This is a genomic window from Alloalcanivorax dieselolei B5 (assembly GCF_000300005.1).
GTDB classification, from domain to species: domain Bacteria; phylum Pseudomonadota; class Gammaproteobacteria; order Pseudomonadales; family Alcanivoracaceae; genus Alloalcanivorax; species Alloalcanivorax dieselolei.
The window spans coordinates 3,483,857-3,503,768 of the sequence record NC_018691.1 but is presented as its reverse complement, the minus strand read 5'-3'; the positions used below and the strand labels follow the sequence as shown (position 1 = coordinate 3,503,768).

Genomic DNA, 19,912 nt, shown 5'->3' with positions numbered 1-19,912 from the left:
AGGGTCCGTGCTCATCCATATAGAAATTGCATGGGGTGCAAGGGGTCGGAGGTTCGAATCCTCCCGTCCCGACCAAACGAGAGAGAAAGAGCCCTGGTGATTTTCACCGGGGCTTTTTTATGGTTCATCGCGGTTTAGAGGGAAACGGCCTTACCCTCCATCAGGGACAGCAGAGCCGTGTTACACCTTTGCGGGAACGTCGTGAAGCAGGTTCCGCAAAGGCGTAACACGGCTCTGCTTCGAGGTGCCAGACGGCCGTTTCTGGAAAGGTCCGTCGTCGTTGGAGTCCGGAACGCGGCGGTTCACTCGAAACGGGTCTGCACGGAGGCCTTCCGGGACCCTGTTTGACAGGGACGTCAAACCGGGAGCTTACAGGGATGTATTTACAGCGATCCCGGAAGGCCTCCGTGCAGACCCGTGCCCCGATGGAGACACTCATTCCCGTCATTCCGCGATGAACCTTTTTTATGCCCTCCATCAGGGATAGCGGAGAGACTCATTCCCGTTATTCCATGACGAGTGCCCACCCCATCGCCCATGGCACTTTTGCCTCGGTTTGACCTCTATATTTCCTGACAAGGACACGCCATGCTTGGCGTGGGATACATTCGTTTCCGACAAGGATCTCCATGGCAGCTTGGTCGCGGCGTCGAATCGGGGTGGTGGCAACACTGGTGGTTCTGGTGTTGTTGCTGCTGTTACCGTTCGTGGTCGCCTGGAGTCTGGGCTGGCGCTGGCAGGGGATCGGCTGGCGCCAAGGGCTGGTAGTCACCGGATTGTGGCAGCGGCAGGGCGAATGTCGCCCCTTGTCTCTGCGGGGATTGCGTCTTTCCTCGCTGCGTCCCATCACCGTCACTGCCGACAGCGTGTCGATTCGCCATTGTGATTCCGATACCGCTTCCGAGCCGCTTTCCGAATTACCCGACCTGCCGGCGTTGGATGTCAGGGTGTGGGCATTTCAGTGGCAGGATTATCCGCCGTTATCCCTTGAGCTGACGCAGAAAAACGGTCACTGGCAGGGGCGGGCCGGATTCCGCAATGGCGAGGTGTTCGGTGATTACCGGCAGGACAGCGGGGCATGGCAGGTGCATGGGCAAATCCCGGTGTCGGATCTGGACAGCCGCGCCATCGGCGCGGTGGAATTCAGCGGCTCGGGGCAATGGCTTCCTGGAAAGCTGGTCCGGGCCGAATTGGCGCTGACCGGCAGCGAACTGGGTATGGCCGATGAGGATTACCGGGCCAATCTGAGTGGTACGGTCACCGTGGAGCAACCCCGCTGGCAGGCGTCACTGACGCTTTCCGATCCGTTGGCGCTGCCGGCGGGATGGCGGTTATTGCCGGGGGAAGGGCTGACCGCCAGTGGGACTTTTGATGGCGTGATTGAGCAGGCCAGGGGGCGGTTGGAGGCTCGGGGGCCACAGGGGCAAGCGCTGCTGACCCTGGCCAGCGACGATCAGAGGCTGGGAGCGGGGCAGGGGCGTTTGACGCTGTCCGAAGGGTTGGATGGCGCGGTCGCTTTTCAGTGGCGGAGAGAGCAGTTGCTGGTGGCGCCGTTTGAGCTGACTCTGCCGGAACAGATGCGGCTGAGTCTGCGGGAGTCGGTGACGGTGCCGTTGGCCGCCGACGGAGAAGTGACGCTGCCACTGTCCGTGCGTTATCAGGAGGCCACCCTGACCACCAGTAACAGCCAGTTGCTGTGGAGCCCGGACGGCGTGCATTGGCAAGGGGCGTTGTCCCTGGCCGGGCAATGGCAAGGGTATCGTCTGGGCGGCGGCTGGCGCGGCCGGGCGGGCGCGGACGGCGTCAGTGGGGAGCCGCTCAAGGTACATCTCGAAAACGCGGATCTGAGCGTGGAGGCCACGGCGCCGGTGGCGGAACTGAAGCCGCCATACTGGCCGGTGCGGGCCTCTCTCAAGGGTCGTTATCAGCGTCTGCCGTTCCAGGCCCGAATGAGTGGGCGGAGGGACGATCATGGCGTTTGGGCCGGCCGTCTGGATGCCGATGTGGACGCGGCTGATTACCTGGACCAGGGCGGCGCGGCGCACCTTGATGGTCGCTGGCAGTGGCACGATGGCGTGTTCACTCTGGCCAGGGGCGCGGCGATTTCCGTGGCGCAGGCGGTGCAGGGAAAGACCCTATTGAAGCCGTTGTCGCTGACCGCTCGGACGCCGTTGCGTTATCAGGATGGCGGTATCCACGGGCAACTGGCTCTGCGGGGAGAAGGGCTGCTGGCGGAGCGTTGGGAACTGCCGGTGCTCACCGGCACGGTGAATCTGAACGGACAGCGTGCCCGCGCGGAACTGGCGGTGAAGGATTGGGAGGCGTCGCTGGCGGTCAGTGCCCGTCCCTTTGGCACCGGTTATGCCGGTGATCTGTCGTTGTCTTCGGCGTTGCGTCCTGAACTGAGCCGGGGGCTTGGCTTTACCCTGCAGTCCGGGCAGTTGGTCGCGGACGGCGACTGGTTGTGGGACCAGGTGGTCTCTTTCGGGGTTAAAGCCAATGTCTCCGGGGCGGACCTGGACTGGGGCAGTGTGCTGGCGTGCGGACTGAACGCACGATTGGCGCTGGACTGGCAGGATGGTGAGGCCGACCTGAGAACACGGGAGCCGATTTCCCTGGCGTCGGTGGATGTGGGTACGCCGATCACCAATATTCGTTTGAGCGGTCACTCGGACCTGGAGGTCTGGCGTTTCAGCGATATCCGTGCCGAGGTGCTCGGCGGTGAGGTGCTGGCGCCGAAGTTGCAGTGGCCGTCGGATCAGTGGCAGACAGTGGTGGTGACCGGTATTGACCTGAACCAGGTGGCGGCGTTGCAGAATGAGCCGGTGGTATCGCTGTCCGGTACGGTGGGCGGCTATCTGCCGCTGCGTTTGTCGCGCAACAGCGTGGCGGTGCGGGGTGGACGGTTATCCAACGAAGGCCCTTTGTCCCTGGAAGTTCCAATGACCTCGGCGGTCCAGGCCATGGCGCAATCCAACCAGGCGGTGGGCCTGGCACTGGATTCATTGAATCCACTGTTGATCAGTCGCTTTTTTGCACAGCTGGATATGGAGGACAGCGGCTGGCTGGACGCGGCGGTCACCATTGAGGGCATCAACCCGCAACAAAATCGCCTGCCCGTGGTCTTTAATTACACGCACAAGGAAAATGTCAGGGACCTGTTGCGCAGCTTGCGCATCGGTGATCAGATCACCGATGAGATCATGAAACGGACGCCGATGGAGAGCACACAATGAAAATCAATCGGGGAGGGCGAGGCCTGTTGCTGACGGCTCTGCTGTTGCCGCTGATGGCCTGTACGCCCCGGGTGGCACTGGAAGCGCCCAAGGAACCGATCACCATCAACCTGAATGTGAAAATTGATCATGAAATCCGGTTGAAGGTGGAAAAAGACATCGATGCGTTGTTCGAACAGAACGACGATCTGTTCTAACACTTGCCAACAAGAGATTGCCGTTTAAGGAGGCAAGGCATGATGAAGATAATCAAAATCGCGCTGATGGTAGCGACGCTGACGATGGCGGGGACCGCCTTTGCATTGGAGCTGGACCAGGCAAAAACCCAGGGGTTGGTGGGTGAACAACCCAATGGCTATCTGGGGGTGGTGAAGGCAACGCCGGAAGCCGTGCAACTGGTATCGGATGTCAATGAAAAACGACGCCAAGCCTACGAACGTATCGCCCGTCAGAATGGCATTACGTTGGAGCAGGTGGCCAATCTGGCCGGTCAGAAGGCTATCGAGAAAACCTCTGGGGGGGAATACGTTAAAACTCCGGACGGGCAGTGGATTAAAAAATAATTCATAGGTCGTTATAATTAGTTTTTTGTTTTTTCTAGTAATAAATGACCTTCTCCCTGGAAGGTCATTTGAAACTGAACGCTTAGGGAATGTTAGATGAGGTAAAAAAAGTTCCACTTTTCCACAATATTTACGTTTGTCTATCCTCATCAGACGATGGCGGCTCTACATTGATTCCATTGTGGATCGATTTGTACCGATAGGAGCTTGCCATGAAAGAAAGATTGCTCGCAGCGGCGTTCATCTCCCCGATGATGGTTGCCGCCCCTGCCTTTGCCGAAAACGTACCGGATACTTATGGGTACATCGGCGCTAACGCCAGCCATTATTTCTTTTACGACAACGAAGCCTTCGGTGAAGATATCGATGGCGGCGAAGACAACTGGTTTTACGGCGGCCAGCTTGGCTGGCGTTTCAACCCCAACTGGTCCATCCAGGCCTGGTACGAAGAATCTGATGGTGACGTGGAAAGCGATTACAATTCCGGTGCCCGCTGGGATGTACAAAGCTATTTCGCCAGCCTGCGTTACCACATGAACGGCACCAGCTTCCTGGGTTTTGAACCCTATGCCGGTTTCAACATGGGTGACCTGGTACTGGAAAGCCTTAACGACAACGTCACCGGCGATAAAGGCGACAAGCAACATGCCTTCATGACCGGTGTGGAAGTCGGTATTCAGCGCGCCTTCGCTGATCGCATCCTGCTGGATCTCGGGACCCGCCAAGCCTACGCGGCGGATCGGGATTTCTGGACCGGCCAGGTCTACGCCGCGGTCAACGTCTTGTTCGGTGTGAGCACCGCTCACGCGGCGCCGGAACCGGAGCCGGCACCGGTGATTGGCGACCAGGATGGCGACGGCGTGCCGGATGATCGTGATGCCTGCCCGGATACCCCGGCCGGTGCCGTGGTGGATGAGCGCGGTTGTCAGAAGTACGACACGGTCAGCGATCAAAGCATGAACGTGATCTACTTCGGCTTCGATAAAGCGGACATCAGCGCCCAGTTCAATGATGAAGTGCGTCAGGCCGCGGACAACCTGAACAAAGGCGAAAGCGGTGCCATCCGCGTGGAAGGCCATGCCGACAGCACCGGCCCGGCGGAATACAACCAGGGCCTGTCCGAACGTCGTGCCCAGGCGGTGAAGGATCGCCTGATCCAGGACTACAAAGTGGATGGCGGCAAGATCACCACCAAAGGCTTTGGTGAAACCCGTCCGGCGGAATCCAATGACACCCGCGAAGGCCGGGCGAAGAATCGTCGCGCGGAAATCTTCGTCGACACCGAGCAGGCTGAACCGCAGTTCAAGGAATAACGGTTCGTGGTAACTGAATAGGGGCAGCTTGAGCTGTCCCCGAGAAACGACAAAGCCCTGGCTGATTGGCCGGGGCTTTGTCGTTATTGCCGGGAGGCGTGAGTCCGGTTTGATATGGATCAAGAACGAAGGTAAAGCGGCTCGCTTTCCTGATCGCCCATGCTACGGTGTAGACGTCGTCCCCGAGGAGGTCTGACACATGTTCAACGGCCTGACACCGGACCAGTGGATCACCGCGTTTGTGATCTTTCTCTGTATCGTCGCCACCATCACCTTCGTTGTCTTTCTGTTCAGCGGCAAGAGTCGTCGTCATCGGTGATGACCTGCCGTTCGGTGCGGTTCAGTCGTTGCCATAACCCCGATGCGCGCCAGGTGCGGCGGGCGACCGCCTGGTTCAGCACCGTGCCCGGGCCGCACTCGAGCAGGGTGAAGGTCTCCCGCGCCCGGGTCACCGCGGTATAGATCAGCTCCCGGGTTAGCAGCGGATGCGGCCGGTCTGGAAGGATCAGCAGGGTGTGTCGGAACTCCGAGCCCTGGGATTTGTGCACGGTCATCGCGTAGACCGTTTCCACGCCGCCCAGCCGGCTCGGCAATACCCACTTGATGCGGCCATCCGGTAACGGAAATGCCACTCTCAGGCCATCCGGGTGGGCCAGGGTCAGGCCAACGTCGCCGTTCATCAGACCAAGCTGATAATCGTTGTGAGTAAGCATCACCGGACGGCCCGGATACCATTCGTGCTCGTCCGCCAGGCCCTGCCGGTGCAGTTGCCGGGTCAGTTGCTGATTCAGCTCGGTGACGCCGAAAGGGCCGCCGCGCAAGCCGCTCAACAACTGCCGCTCGGTTAACCGGAGCAGCAGCCGGGCGGCCCAGCTATCCAGTTCGTCCCTGTCCGGTGTGTTGGCCGCTTCGAGCAGCAGCGCTTTCAACCCCGGATGCGAGGCCGTGCCGTCGATCAGGAAACGGTGCAGATAGTGGGGATCGCGGCGCAGGTCCAGGCGCTGTAGTTGATCCGTATGTTGTCGGAAGACGCTGGTGACACTCCGGTTATCACCTTGATTCACCGCCCGGGCCAGTGCGCCGATGCCGGGGCTGTCGCGGAAGCGCCAGTTGCGTCGCAGCATGGCGGTCTGTTGCGCCAAGGGGCCGCCGTCGCCGCGCCAGGCGGTCAGGTCGGCGCCGCAGTTTTGTTGAATGAAGTCCACCGTGGTCTCGTCGTAGCCGCCCCGATCGGCGTCGCGGCAAAGGTCACCGAGGACCGCGCCGGCTTCCACGCTGGCCAGTTGGTCCTTGTCGCCCAGCAGCACCAGCCGGGTATTGGCATCCAGGGCGTCGAGCAGACTGGCCATCATTTCCATGTCGATCATGCTGGCTTCGTCCACCACCACCAGATCCGCGTGCAGCGGGTTATGCCGGTGATGACGGAAGCGGCGGCTGTCAGGGCGGGTGCCGAGCAGGCGGTGCAGAGTGCTGACCTCGGTGGGAATGGCCGAGCGCACGGTTTGCGGCAACGGCAGCCGCGCCACCTGATCGCCGATGGACTGCGTCAGCCGGGTGGCGGCCTTGCCGGTGGGGGCGGCCAGACGTATACGCAGGGTGCGTCCCTGTTCCAGTGCCAGGCTTTGCAGCAGACCCAGCAGGCGCACCACGGTGGTGGTCTTGCCGGTGCCGGGGCCGCCGGTGATCACCGTCAAGCGGGCACGGGTGGCCAGGGCGCAGGCCACCTGCTGCCAGTCCACCTCGTCATCGCCGTCGACGAACAGCTTTGCCAGAGTGTCGCCCGGAGGGGCGGAAGTCTCGTGCCGCAGTCGCGCCAGCAGTAAGTCGGCGACCTTGACCTCCTGGGTCCAGTTGCGCTGCAGGTAGAGACGGGAACCGTCCAGCACCAGGGGCTGACCGGAGCCCTCGCCAACCAGCTCACTGGCTCGCAGCGGTGCGTGCCACTGTTGCGGGTCCGGCGGCAATAACGGCACCAGACTCTCCGGTATGCCCGCCGGCCATAGCCGTTGGGCCAACTCCGGTTCCTCCAGGTCCAGACACAGATGCCCCGCCGCCAGTTGCGCGCTGGTGAGCGCGGCGATCACCAGGACCACCGGATCGGTGTCCGGTGCCTGCTGGTGCAGAAACCGCGCCACCGCCACGTCCAGATCCCGTAACTGCCCCTGATCGCGCACTTGCTCCAGGGCACTTTGCCAGTCGACGGCGGCGAACAGATCGCCTTGTCCATCACTTCGCATGGGCGTCTCCCAGGAACAGCCGGTCCAGAGCCTCCACCAGCGCGGTCGGCGCGGCGCTGAAAACGGTGCCGGCGGAGGGCGCGCCGAGGCCGCGAAGAAAGACGTAAACGGCGCCTCCCAGATGGGTATCCGGATGATAGTCGTCACCGAGGCGGCTGCGCAGTAAGCGGTGCAGTGCCAGCAGGTACAGCGCGTACTGTACTTCGTAACGATGCTCCAGAAACGCTTTGATCAGCGCTTCATCGCCGTAGGCGTCATCGTCCGGACCGAGCCAGTTGGATTTATAGTCCAGCACGTAATAGCGGCCCCGGTGCTCGAACACCAGATCCATGAAGCCCTTGAGCATGCCATTCAGAGTATCGGCTTCCAGGCGCGGTCGTGGCTGCCCCGGATAGAGATACTCACGGATCAGCGCATCCAGCCGTGTCACCGACACCTGTTCGGCGGGCAGCAGAAATTCCATTTCCGCCACGGGCCGATCCAGGTCCGCCAAACATATCCGCTCCTGCTGTAGCGGCAGGGGCGTCGTCAAAGTCTGGCGCCACCACTGCTTCACGGTGGTGTGGTGATCCTGCCAGTGGCGGGCTTCCTGTTGCTGGCCGACCCTTTTGTCCATCTCTTCCGGGGCGTCCAGACAGGCCCGGAACCCCTGGTTGGCGGCATGCTCCAGCAAATCATGCAGCAAGGTGCCGGGCAGGGCGCCGCGAGGAAACGCGTGCACCCCCGCGGCGGCGGTTTCCATCATCGGTTTCTGCACGGGTTCCGGCTCGGCTTCCGCCAGTTGATCGGCGCGGGCGTCGGCGGGAGCGAGCGGTTCCTCCACCTGCCGCAGGGCGCTGTAGCTGGCGATCCACCAGGGTGTGCGCGGACGTCTGGGAAAGGTTATCTGTTGGCGCAGGCGGGACGCCGTGTTGACCGGCTGATAGACCTCGTCATTGCTTGGCGGCGCGGGCGTTACCGTGATGGCGTCGTCGCTCAAGGGCCCCAGCGCGGACAGCAATTGATCATTGGCCACGCCCTGGGGGCCGAACAACAGCCGGCCGATGGCGCTGCGTGGCAGTTGATTTTGTTGGGCGCGGCCCTTGGCATAGGGCGCCAGGCCCAGGGTGCAGCTGTGGCAGGCCCGGGTCAGTGCCACGTAGAGCAGGCGCATGTCTTCGGCCAGACGCTCGTGATCGGCGAGACGTTCGATGTCGTCGTCCGGTTCCAGCGAGACGACGAGATGGGCGTCGTCCGGTCCCTTACGGTGATAACGCAGGGGCGGCTTGCTCTTTTCCGCCGCGCGGAAACTGCAAATGAAGGGCAGATAGACCACCGGGTATTCCAGGCCCTTGGATTTGTGAATGGTGATCACCTTGACCCGGTCATCGTCGCTTTCCAGACGCAGAATATTGTCGTTGTTGCTGCCGCGCTGGTCGTTGACAGCGTCTTCCAGATAACGGATCAGAGCCTGCTCGCCGTCCAGTTGCGTGGCGGCCTGTTGCAGCAGCTCGGCAAGGTGCAACAGGTTGGTGAAGGCGCGCTCCCCGTCGAGACTGCGCTGCAGTCGTGCCGGCACCGAGAAGTCCATGAGCAGGCCCCGGAACATCGGCAGCACACCCTGTTGCCGCCATTGTGCGCGATAGCCGTGGAAGCGATTGACCGTGGCTTCCCAGCGCACCTCGTCCCGATTGATCCGGTCCAGTTCCTGGTAGGGCAGGGACAGCGTGCCGGAGGCCAGGGCACTGCGCACGCGCACGTCGGATTCCGGGCTGGCGCAGGCGCGCAGGATCAGCAAAAGATCCTGCGCTTCCGGTTGCGCGAACACGGAGTCCTGGTCGGACAGGTAAACGCTGCGCACGCCCCGGGCGAGCAGAGCGTCGCGGATCGCCTTGGCCTCGGTACGATCGCGCACCAGCACGGCCACATCACGGGGGCGCAAAAGCGTGAAGTGCTGGTCCTCGCGGAAGCCGGTGACACCCTGTTCGGCGCCGCTGAGCAGGTGGGCGATCTCGGTGGCGCAACGGGCTGCCTGGTGTTGTCGATAAACGCCGGAGGAAATGGCTTTGTCGCTGTCTTCCACCCAGAGCGTGACGCCGGATTTGGTTTCGCCGTCCACCAGCAGCGTATCCTTGCGCCCTTGGGCCTCCACCGCTTTGAAAGGAATGGCGTTGTCCATCATGAAGACATCGCCGTGGCTGTCCTGGCTGTATTCGAACAAGCGGTTCACCGCCGCCACCATCGGCGTCGCCGAACGGAAATTCCGGCCCAGGGTATAGTGATGCCCCTCGGTGGCACGCCGGGCTTGCAGATAGGTGAACACGTCGGCGCCGCGGAAGGCGTAGATCGCCTGTTTGGGGTCGCCGATCATGAACCAGCCGGTGTCGTCCCGGTGCTCATACAGCGCTGAAAAAATCCCGTACTGGGTGGGATCGGTGTCCTGGAATTCGTCGATCAGCGCCACCGGGAACTGATCACGGATCACTTGCGCCAGCCGGGGCCCGTTGTCGCCGTGCAGGGCGCCGTGGAGACGGCTCAGCATATCGTCAAACCCCATGGTGGCGGTTTGCCGGCGCATTCGGTCCACTCGTTTACCGATCCAGGCGGCGGCGTGGGCAAGCAGGTCGGTGCGCGGCAGCGCCGTTTGTTCCCGCTGCTCCAAGACCTGGTCCAACTGATCACAGAAGGCGAAGCCGGGGCGATGTTCCTCGCCTTTCTTGGTCAGCTTCATACCCGCTGTGGAGAAGCGTGAGAGGGTGTCGTAGTCCTTGTCGTTCAGTACCTCGCCGGCGGCGTAGCGTTCCAGCGTCAGCAGCATGCCCGGCAGGCTGCTGGCGCGGTAACTGTTGCCGTTGAGCCATTTGTTGTCACGCGCGCTGTGCACCCATTCGAGCAGGGCCGGCAACTCGGCGGTGAGGGTGTCGCGAGCGTTTTGCTCCAGTGCCGCTTGCGGGCCGCTATCATCGAGCCAGCGTTGCACGCTTTCCGGCAGCGTGTCCGGGTCGGTGCCACCGAGCCCCAGCAGTGGCCGGCATTGCGCCAGCAGGGCTTCCGGGTGGCCCAGCTTGTTGGCTTGCAGTGCATTGGCGGCGCTTACCGGGAACCGTGTTATGACGTTACGCCAGTAGTCGCAAGCGGCGAGCTGCTGTTCGTCACTGGCGTCTTCCTGCAGTTCCAGGCTGAACAGACTGCCGGAATCGAACGCATGTTGTTTGAGCATGCGGTTGCAGAAACCATGAATGGTGTAGATGGCGGCTTCATCCATCCACTGGGCGGCGGCGTTCAGCCGTTGCGCGCAATGGCGGCGTTGCTCGTCGTCGGCGTAGTCGTCCAGCAAACCTTGGAGAATGAGATCCGGCTTGTGGGCCTGGGGATCGGCGAACACCCGCGCCGCTTCCGCCAACCGGTCGCGGATCCGCTCCCGCAATTCCTCGGTGGCGGCTTCGGTGAAGGTCACCACCAGAATTTCCGGCGGCAGCAGGGGCTGGCGGAACGCGGCCCGGCCGCCGTGCCCCAGCACCAGCCGCAGGTACAGGGCCGCCAGGGTAAAGGTCTTGCCGGTACCGGCACTGGCTTCGATCAGGCGCGTGCCGTGCAATGGGAAAGTCAGTGGCAGAGGGCGTGGCTGGCTCATGCGACCCGCCCTCCCTGTTCGGTCCATTGCGCCTGTTGATAGAGCGGTGCATAGAGCTGTTCGGTCCAGTGACAGAAGGCCGGCTTGTCGTCATGCCGCATCGCCAGCATGGCATCGAAACCGGACCAGGCGCGGGCGATGGCCGGCTCCCGAAATTGCTCTCCGTCGCTGTTGAAACCGGGCTCGAAGACCTTGCGGGCTTCGGCCTCGCCTTTGTCTTTTTCCTCTCCGGCCAGCCAGGCGAAGGCGGTGGCACAGGCGATGGGGAGCGGCTCGCACAGAGCTTGTTGCCAGGCCCGGCCGATGGCGTCGAGCCGTTCCCGCGCGGTGGCCGGGTCCATTGGCGCGAGGCTGTACAGGCCGTCCTGTCCCTGAATTTGCGTGGTCAGGGCGTGGCCGCTGGCGCAGGCGGCAAGGTGTATGACCCAGTCGGTGGTCAGCTTCTCCAGAGAGCCTTGCAGACGGCTGGTTTTCAGTACCAGCCGTCGCGGCCGGGAGGCCTCGCCGCGCAGGTCCACCAGCCAGTCTTCCAGCGGCAGGCCGCCGGCATCGAGTTGGATTTCCTGTTGTGGTTGCAGCGCGCCACTTTGTGCCAGCAGCAGGAAGTACTGCTGCAAAGGGCGGCGCAACGGCATCAACAAGGTGGCGCGGCTGCCCTCGGTGAAGGGCGCCAACGGCAACGCGCCGCTGCCGGCCAGGCGTTCCAGAGTAGTGTGCATGGCCTCGCTGGCCTGGTCCGGCCCGGCGCGCAGTGCCTCGCCCAGCAACTGGTCCTGCAACTGCCAGCGCTCCAGCCCCTGCACACTGAACGGTTCGGTGTCGTCGAGGTTATGGCTGTCCTGCCGGAGCTGGGCTTTCAATCTTTGCTCGAAGAAATGCGCCACTGGCTGCTTGAGAAAACGCCCGAGAGCGGCGCAACTGACCGGCTCATTATTTTCCAGCGGCGGCAGCGGCAAGGGATTGTCTTCCTCTGTCGTCTCGTCGTGGACGTGCAGGGGCCGCCATTCATCGGCGTAGGTGGTCAGATCGTCGTCGGCATCGAAGTAACGGCGGCTGAAAGGTTGCAGCGGATGCTGCACGGTCAGATGGTCGGCCACATCACGACCATTGTCGGCGCTCTTATCGACACTCTTATCGACGATCTGCCAACGCTGATTGAGATAGTCGCGCAACTGCGCCACCAGCACCGAAGGCGGCCGTTCGCTGTTGTCGCGGACATTGCGACCGGTCCAGCTTATGTACAGGCCGTCGCGGGCGCTGAGCAGAGCCTCCAGAAACAGATAGCGATCATCGTCGCGGCGCGAGCGGTCGCCGGGACGGTAGCGGCCCCATTGCCGCATCAGATCAAAGTCCATCGGTTGTTGCTGGCGGGGGTAGTCACCGTCCTTCATGCCCAGCAGGCAGACATGCCGGAAGGGGATGGCGCGCATCGGCATCAGCGTGCAGAAATTGATGCGCCCGGCCATGAAACGCTGTGACAGGCTCTCGGCGTTAAGCGCATCCAGCAGCGGCCGGCGCGCCACCGTCAGCGGCAAGGTGCCGGCGAAGTCCGCTTCCTCACAGGCCGCCAGCCAGTCACTGAGGGCGTCGCGCAGGCCGGCATCCAGGGCCTGATCCTCGGCACCGTCCGGTGCGAACAGATCGTCCAACAGGGCAGTGAAACGGGCCTGCCATTGTTGAACGTCGGCCGGTTCGCGCACCGCCCGCCAATGCCGTTGCAAGGTGTCCAGCAGGCGCGCCAGCCGCCCGGCCAGTTCCGCGCCCAGGCCTGCCACTTCGTCAAGCGGCTCGATGCCGCGCCAGGCAGGGGCGTCGCCGAGCAGATAGCCGGCCAGCATCCGTTTCAAACCAAACGCCCAGCTGTTTTGTTCAAAGCCGGGAACGTCCAGGCTGTGTCGCTGCTCCGCGTCCAGCCCCCAGCGAATGCGGGCCTGTTCGATCCATTGCGTCAGTTGCGGCAAAGCGCTTTCTTCAATGCCGAATCGGCGGCGCACCGCCGGCACGTCGAGCAGGTCGAGAATATCGGAGGCGGTGAAGCGCCATTGCGGCAGGTGCAGTACCGTTTCCACCGCCTGGGCCAGGGGCGAGGCGGCGCCGGCGCTGCGGTCGCTGAGCGTGTAGGGCAGGTAGCGGGGATCGCCGGGATCCAGCCGGCCAAACACGGCATCGATGTGCGGCGCGTAGGCCTCGATGTCCGGCACCATGACGATGACGTCGCGCGGCTTGAGGTCCGGGTTATCGGCAAACCGTTCCAGCAGCGCGTCCTGAAGAATCTCCACTTCCCGTTGGGCGCTGTGGGCGATGCGAAATTGCAGCGAGTCATCCACCCGCAGAGCAGGGCGCCGGTCGCGTTCGGGCAGCGGTTCCAGTTCGAGAATGTCATGCTGCAACTGTTGCAGCAGCGTCTCCGGCTCGCGGTCTTCGAACAGATCGATTTGATTGTGGAAGGCAGCGCGGTAGCTGTCCGGATCGTCGTGGTCGTAGAGCAAACCGATAAAGTCCCGGCCCTGTTTGCCCCAGGCGGCGAGCAGCGGGTTGACGCGGTTTTCCGGCAGGGCGGTCAGGTGCCGTTTGCGCTGCTCCAACTGCCGGCGCAGCAGATGCCGGTCCTCGACGATATCCGCCCAGTAATGGCGGCAGGGGTTCTGTATCAGCATCAGGATTTGACAATGGCCGCTGAGGGCCGCCAGTGCCTCCAACCCTTGTTGCGGCAGGGCGCTGATACCGAAAATCACCAGCCGGCGCGGCAACCCCGGGGGAGACTCGCCGTTGCGCAGGGCGGAAACAAAGGCGTTGTGGATGGCGCTGCGGCTGAGGGCGGTTTGCGTCTCGTCCATGTCCGCCAGTACGGCTCGCCACAGATGTGCCTGCCAGCGTTGGCTTTCCGGAAAGTCATCGAACAGCGCCCGCTCATCGGAACGCCGCAATCGATCCTCCCCTTGTTCCCAGTCCGCCAGCCAGTCCGCCCGGTAGACCTGATAAGCGTCGTACAGGTCGGCCAATCGTTCCGCTAACTGGTGGCGTTTGCGGCCGTCGGTGTCGTCGGCGAGAAAGTGACGCAGCGGGCCGAAGCGATCATCGTCCAGCAGCATCGGCAACAGCCGGTAGAGCCGCCACAGCAGTCTCGACTTGTCGAACGGTGAGGTGCGCGGCACCCGGTCTTCGCCGAGCACGGTGCGGTAGGCGTTCCAAAGAAAGCGGGCGGGCATTTGAAAGCGGGTACCGGCGGCGATGCCGAGGGCGTCGGGCGCGGCCAGCTTGAGCTTGAGCCATTGCGCCATGCCGTTGGATTGCACCAGCACCGTTTCCGTTTCCAGCGGCGCCAGCGGATAGCGTCCCAGCCACTCGATAAGCAGGTCGGTAAGCGTTTCCAGACGGTTGCCGTGCAGCACCATCAGGCCGTTTTGCATGCCAGGATCCCAGGACTGATTCGACGATCCGGCCAGTGTACGTCAGGTGGCGGGCCTTGGCATCACGACATGAAAGTGGGGTAGAGCGACAGCAACAGCAAGGCCGCCATGGCGAGATTGAAGCGGCCCAGTCTTCGCCCATGTTGCAGCCAGCCCTGTAAGGCCACACCAACGAGATTCCACAGCGAAATCAGCGGCAGTCCGAGAAAGAAGAAACACAATGCCACCAATGTCAGGCTGGCGGAGAAATGCAGCGGATCGGTATAGGTGGCCACGGCGGTGACCATCATCATCCAGGCTTTGGGGTTGACCCACTGGAACAGGGCGGCCTGCCAGAACGTCAGGGGGGCGCCGCGGTGATCGCCACGCAATGGCGTATGTCGGTGCCGTACCAACTGCCAGGCCAGATAGAGCAGAAACAGCAGGCCGAGAACGCGCAGCGTCAGCGACAGTTGCGGAAAACGGACCAGCAGTTGCCCCAGTCCCAGTGCCACGCACAACAGCAGAATCTGACAGCCCACCAGAATGCCCATGATATGCGGCAGCGAGCGGCGGAATCCGGCGTTGGCGCCGGAGGCCATCAGCATCAGATTGTTGGGGCCGGGGGTGCCCGTCATCACCGTCACGAATCCGGCCAGCGGCAGCAGTGTTTCCCAATATCCCATGTGACCTTCTTAAACAGGTTCTAAGAAAGGTCAGATTAAGCTTGCACGGGGTAGGGATACAGATATAAAAACGTCAATTTGAACCGGTACAGTTTTGGTCTAGACCATCTCTGCTTGTGGTGCGCGCCGCCTGATTACGCCGTCTGAAATGGAGAACGTTGGCATGACCCTTTATCACCAACTGGCCGACCAGTTGCAGGCGCTGATTGAAAAGCGGGTCTACGACGTCGGGCAGCGCCTCCCCGGGGTGCGCAGATTGAGTCACCAGCACAATGTCAGCGTGGCCACGGCGGTGAGCGCCTGCCGTGAACTGGAACAGCGTGGTGTGCTGGAGGCGCGTCCCCGGTCCGGCTATTACGTGTCGCGGCCGCCGGCCCGTTTCGATGCGCCGCGAATGCGTCGCGCCAGTACCCGGCCTCGGGCGGTGAGCGGTCAGGACCGGGTGCTGGAACTGATTCAGGCGGTCAACGATCCGTCGCTGGTGAATTTCGGGGCGGCGGTGCCGGATCCGGATTTCATGCCGGTGGCGGCGATCGAGCGGGCCTTCCATTCGGTACTGCGGGAGCAGCGGCGCCGTTGTGTCGGGTATGAATTTCCTCCGGGCGCCCTGGAACTGCGTCAGGCCATTGCCCGTCGTCTGGTGGCGCTGCAATGTCCGGTGTCGCCGGACCAGGTGCTGATCACCAACAGCTGCCAGGAGGCGGTAACCATTGCGCTCAAGCTGTTGACCAAACCCGGTGATACCGTGGTGGTGGAATCGCCCACCTATTACGGACTGTTGCAGGTGCTGGAATCGCTGGGACTGAAAGCACTCGAGATTCCTTCCGACCCGCAGCAGGGGATTTCTCTGGAGGCGTTGGCATTGGCACTGCAACGCTGGCCGGTGAAAGCCTGTGTGCTGGTCACCAACTTCGCCAATCCGTTGGGGTCGTGTCTTTCCGATCAGGACAAGCAAGCGTTGCTGTCATTGCTGAGCCAACATCGCGTGCCTCTGGTGGAAGATGATATCTACGGTGACTTGCCGCTGTTAGGGCCGCGCCCGCGGCCGGTGAAAAGCTGGGACCGGGACGGGCTGGTTTACTATTGCGCGTCGTCATCGAAGACACTGTCCGCGGGACTGCGGGTGGGCTGGCTGGTGCCCGGTAGTCAGCAGCGGCGCGCCGAGTATCTGCAGTTCATCAATACGGTATCGGTGGCGACGGCCTCGCAACTGGCGATGGCGCGCTATCTGGAGCGGGGCCATTACGACCGCTTCCTGCGGCAGTTGCGCGGCGAACACGCCAAGGCGGTGGCGCGAATGACGTCGCGGGTGGAGCAGTTATTTCCGGAAGGAACCCGGATCAGCCGTCCGGCGGGTGGTTTTGTATTGTGGGTAGAACTGCCGGGGCAGACCGATACCACGGAGCTGGCGGAACGGGCCTTGCAGGAGGGGGTGAGCTTCGCGCCGGGGTCGTTGTTTTCCACCGGCAATAAGTTCTCGTCCTGTCTGCGCTTAAACTGCGCGGTTCGCTGGGATAACCGGGTGGAGAAGGGACTGGCGCGGCTGGCGGCGTTGTTGTGACAGGCGAATCCCGCTAAACCCCGAGTCTGCCGTCGGCCGCGCAGACATGAAATCAGAGGTCGCTACAAGGCCGCTGTAGGAGCCAGCCCTGCTGGCGAATCCAGGCGGAGGGCCGCCCCGACGGGCTCCTACAGCGGCTTCGTACGCGGGTCTGTGAGAAGTCGCTCAGCCCCCCATCGCCGCCAGCTCATCCTCGAAGAAGAATTTGTCTTCGCCGAAGGCCGGTTCCAGGTGGTTCAGCCAGGTGGCCTCATCGTTGTATTTGGCGAAGAACGGCCGTTGCACCCAGTCCGGGTTGCGGCCCTGGATGAAACGTAGCACAAACACTTTTTCGCCGTGGATTTCCGTTATCCCCTGGATCTCCACTTTGCCTGGATGGCTGGACATGCTCGGTCCACGGGCGGTGCGGGCCAGGCCGGACACCTGTTTCATGGCGTCCCGGTAAATGTGCCAGGCTTTGGCCAGCGGTACTTCAAAGTAATGACGAGCACCGGTGTCACGTTCCACGAACATGTAGTAGGGCACCACGCCCAGTTCCACCTGGCTCTGCCACAGGCGCGCCCAGTCATCGGCGTTGTCATTGATGTGTGCCAGCAGCGGGCCTTGGGCCCGGATCTGGGCACCGGTGGCACGAACCCGGCGGATCGCTTCCCGGGCGATGGACGGCTCCAGTTCCTTCCAGTGGTTATAGTGTGCCATCAACGCCAGGTGCTTGCCGGCCGCCGTCACCTCACGGAACAGGTCCAGCAGGTCGGCGGCGTCGTTATCGGAGACGAACCGGTATGGCCAGAACGTCAGCGCCTTGGAGCCGATACGGATGGTGCGCAGTTGCTCCAGTTCCAGCAGCGGTTCGATGTGGGCGCGCAGGTTCTTGGTCTTCATCACCAGCGGATCGCCGCCAGTGATCAGCACATCGGTGATCTCCGGATGCGCCTGGATGTACTTCTTCAGTTGCCCGGCTTCCTTGGCCGCGATCTTCAGATCGTTGTCGCCGATGAACTGGGCCCAGCGGAAGCAGAAGGTGCAGTAGCTGTGGCACACCTGACCCTGGCTGGGGAAGAACAGCACGGTTTCATCGTACTTGTGCTGCAGGCCGTTGATGCGTTCGCCGTCCACTTGCGGAATATTGTGTTCCATTTGTCCGGCGGGGTGCGGATTGAGCGCCTCGCGGACTTCAGCGATGGCCTGGTTCAAAGTGTCCTTATCGCCACTGCGCATGGCGTCCGCCACCCGCTCGAAGTGTTCCGGCGCGAGCATGCCCTTCTGCGGGAAAGTGAGCTGATAGATCGGGTCGTCGGGTACTTTGTCCCAATCAATCAGTTCCTCGATGACATACTCATTCACCCGGAAGGGCAGGACGCTGGCGACCACGTCCATGGCGAAACGGGCTTCCTCGTCCAGCCGCTGGAGCGGTTCGATCTTGTCCAGCTGGCGGGCGGTATACACCTTGAAGCGACGAGGTTCGCCGAAGTCGGTGTCGTGATGCTCGCGCAGCGGTATCACGGTGTTGGTTTCTTGCATGCTTGTGTTCCTCATGCCGTGCCGACGCCGCAAACGCGTCGGTACACTGGTCAAGGGACCAGCAGGTTTCTGCTTTCAGAGTGACCGGCGCGGCCGATCCTGGAATTTGCCGATGATCGCAGGTACGGATGACCGGGCGATGATGGCACTTCAAATGGGTGGAAGATTCCGACCCGGTGCGCCTGTTGGACGCGGAGGGTGAAAAACGAACGGCGATTGTAAGTTATTGAAAATAAAAGAGCAAAATCACGACTGCAAGCCCCGGGCCGGCCAATATGCTATGTTTCCCCGGGATTGCGGCCCCGGCACCGGGTAATTATGAGCGAGGCGATGACGTGAGCGACTTTTTACATACGGCTTTGCTGTGGCTGGAGCAGGCCTCCGCTTGGCTGGAGGCGTTCTGGCTGGCGATCGTCGCGCCGGTGGGCGTGGGGCTGGCGGTGTGGGTGACCGTGCATGTGGCCCAGCACAAGCGGGATGCCCGGGCCGCCGCGGCCTGGACCGGCCTGGTCTGGCTGGTGCCGTTTCTGGGCGCTCTGCTGTATCTGTTGCTCGGGGTCAATCGTATCCAGCGCCGTGCCCGGCAGCTTACCGGCGGCGGTATCGATACGCTGGAAAGCACGGAATCGGTTGCCGAGGACACGGTGCAGGCGCCGCAATTGCGTGTATTGTCGCGGCTGGTGGGGCGCTTGACACGATTGCCGCTGACCGCCGGCAATCGCGTCACCATGCATGAGGCCCGCGAGGCCCTGCATTTGATGGCACAGGCGGTGGATGAAGCACAGCACAGCGTCTTCATGGCCACCTATATCTTCGGCAACGATGCGGCCGGCAAGCCCTTGGTGGAGGCACTGACACGGGCCGCCGCCCGTGGCGTGCAGGTGAGAGTCTTGCTGGATGGCGTCGGCGCTTTGTACTCCTTGCCCTCGGTGACCCGCCGTTTACGCAAGGGCGGAGTACGGGTGGAGCGGTTCCTGCACTCGGTGGCGCCGTGGCGCATGCCTTACATGAACCTGCGCAATCACCGTAAATTGATGATCGTCGATCATACCCTGGGCTTTACCGGCGGCATGAACGTGCGTGCCGGCTATGTGCGGGAACCGGCCCGGACCCACGACCTGCATGCCCGTCTGGAAGGGCCGGTGGTGGCGCATCTGCTGCGTACCTTCGCGGCGGATTGGATGTTCACCTGTGGCGAGAATCTGACGGCGGAATACCAGGGACAGCAGGCGCCGGGAACGGTGCGCGCCCGTGGCATCAGCGCCGGGCCGGACGCCGATTTCGACAAGCGTCGCCTGACTCTGTTCGCCGCCATCGGCTCGGCGGAACGGGAGATCCGTATCGTCACGCCTTATTTCGTACCCGATCAGACCTTGATGGCGGCCCTGCAACTGGCACTGCTCAAAGGCGTCAAGGTGGAGATGGTGGTGCCGCGCAAGAACAATCTGCGCCTGGTGCAGTGGGCCAGTATTCACGCGCTGAAATGGCTGGTGCACGGTGGCGCGCATCTGTATCTTTCCGCTCCGCCATTCGATCACAGCAAGGTGATGACCGTCGATGGCCATTGGGTACAGCTTGGCTCGGGGAATTGGGATGCACGCAGTTTGCGGCTGAACTTCGAGTTCGATCTGGAATGCTACGATGGCCCCCTGGCGGAACAGGTGAACACTCTGATCGACGGCCGGATCGCCGGCGCCAGGCGCATGGACGATGCCGACTTTCAGGCCATGGCAGGCTGGCGCAATGTGCGCAATGCCCTGGCCCATATGCTGGAACCCTATCTCTGAGAGCAC

General features: G+C 62.6%; 11 protein-coding genes. 6 read left to right on the top strand and 5 right to left on the bottom strand.

Translation table 11 applies throughout. The features are described 5' to 3' along the window. Nucleotides 1-629 precede the first annotated feature (629 nt). The 4 genes from B5T_RS15575 to B5T_RS15560 all read left to right on the top strand — a co-directional run bounded on the left by B5T_RS15575 (nucleotide 630) and on the right by B5T_RS15560 (nucleotide 5,112). On the top strand, nucleotides 630-3,236 hold the full coding sequence (locus B5T_RS15575) for an intermembrane phospholipid transport protein YdbH family protein (protein ID WP_014995486.1): 2,607 nt from the start codon (nucleotides 630-632) through the stop codon (nucleotides 3,234-3,236). Beyond that, nucleotides 3,233-3,433 carry a YnbE family lipoprotein gene (locus tag B5T_RS15570; RefSeq protein ID WP_014995485.1) on the top strand — a complete coding sequence of 67 codons (201 nt, stop codon included), beginning with the start codon at nucleotides 3,233-3,235 and terminating at the stop codon, nucleotides 3,431-3,433. The genes B5T_RS15575 and B5T_RS15570 overlap by 4 nt, the downstream gene beginning before the upstream one ends. A 39-nt stretch (nucleotides 3,434-3,472) precedes the next feature. Beyond that, the gene (locus tag B5T_RS15565) at nucleotides 3,473-3,799 is read left to right on the top strand and encodes a YdbL family protein (RefSeq protein WP_014995484.1); all 327 of its coding nucleotides are present in this window, start codon (nucleotides 3,473-3,475) and stop codon (nucleotides 3,797-3,799) included. Between the two features lie 212 nt (nucleotides 3,800-4,011). Next, nucleotides 4,012-5,112, top strand: coding sequence for an OmpA family protein (locus tag B5T_RS15560; RefSeq protein WP_014995483.1), 1,101 nt, complete (start codon nucleotides 4,012-4,014; stop codon nucleotides 5,110-5,112). A 290-nt stretch (nucleotides 5,113-5,402) separates the two neighbouring features. Here B5T_RS15560 and recD read toward each other — a convergent pair whose 3' ends face one another. The 4 genes from recD to B5T_RS15540 form a co-directional block, all read right to left on the bottom strand. Then, complete coding sequence (recD, locus tag B5T_RS15555) at nucleotides 5,403-7,349, bottom strand: exodeoxyribonuclease V subunit alpha (RefSeq protein WP_014995481.1); 1,947 nt, start codon at nucleotides 7,347-7,349, stop codon at nucleotides 5,403-5,405. Further along, nucleotides 7,339-10,962 (bottom strand): exodeoxyribonuclease V subunit beta, encoded by a 3,624-nt coding sequence (gene recB / locus B5T_RS15550; protein WP_014995480.1) that lies wholly within the window; start codon nucleotides 10,960-10,962, stop codon nucleotides 7,339-7,341. Before recB ends, recD begins: the two co-directional genes overlap by 11 nt. Beyond that, the gene (gene recC, locus B5T_RS15545; protein ID WP_014995479.1) at nucleotides 10,959-14,372 is read right to left on the bottom strand and encodes an exodeoxyribonuclease V subunit gamma; all 3,414 of its coding nucleotides are present in this window, start codon (nucleotides 14,370-14,372) and stop codon (nucleotides 10,959-10,961) included. The genes recB and recC overlap by 4 nt, the downstream gene beginning before the upstream one ends. A gap of 62 nt (nucleotides 14,373-14,434) precedes the next feature. Continuing rightward, nucleotides 14,435-15,037 (bottom strand): LysE family translocator, encoded by a 603-nt coding sequence (locus B5T_RS15540; protein ID WP_014995478.1) that lies wholly within the window; start codon nucleotides 15,035-15,037, stop codon nucleotides 14,435-14,437. Nucleotides 15,038-15,200: 163 nt separating this feature from the next. Between B5T_RS15540 and B5T_RS15535 the strand changes: the two genes are divergently transcribed. After that, on the top strand, nucleotides 15,201-16,598 hold the full coding sequence (locus B5T_RS15535; RefSeq protein WP_014995477.1) for an aminotransferase-like domain-containing protein: 1,398 nt from the start codon (nucleotides 15,201-15,203) through the stop codon (nucleotides 16,596-16,598). 165 nt (nucleotides 16,599-16,763) lie between these two features. Here B5T_RS15535 and B5T_RS15530 read toward each other — a convergent pair whose 3' ends face one another. Next, nucleotides 16,764-18,119, bottom strand: a complete 1,356-nt coding sequence (locus B5T_RS15530; RefSeq protein WP_014995476.1) for a KamA family radical SAM protein — start codon at nucleotides 18,117-18,119, stop codon at nucleotides 16,764-16,766. A 335-nt stretch (nucleotides 18,120-18,454) separates the two neighbouring features. Between B5T_RS15530 and B5T_RS15525 the strand changes: the two genes are divergently transcribed. Next, a complete protein-coding gene (locus B5T_RS15525) occupies nucleotides 18,455-19,906 on the top strand; it encodes a phospholipase D-like domain-containing protein (RefSeq protein ID WP_014995475.1) in 1,452 nt (483 codons plus the stop codon). The last annotated feature ends 6 nt before the right edge of the window (nucleotides 19,907-19,912 follow it).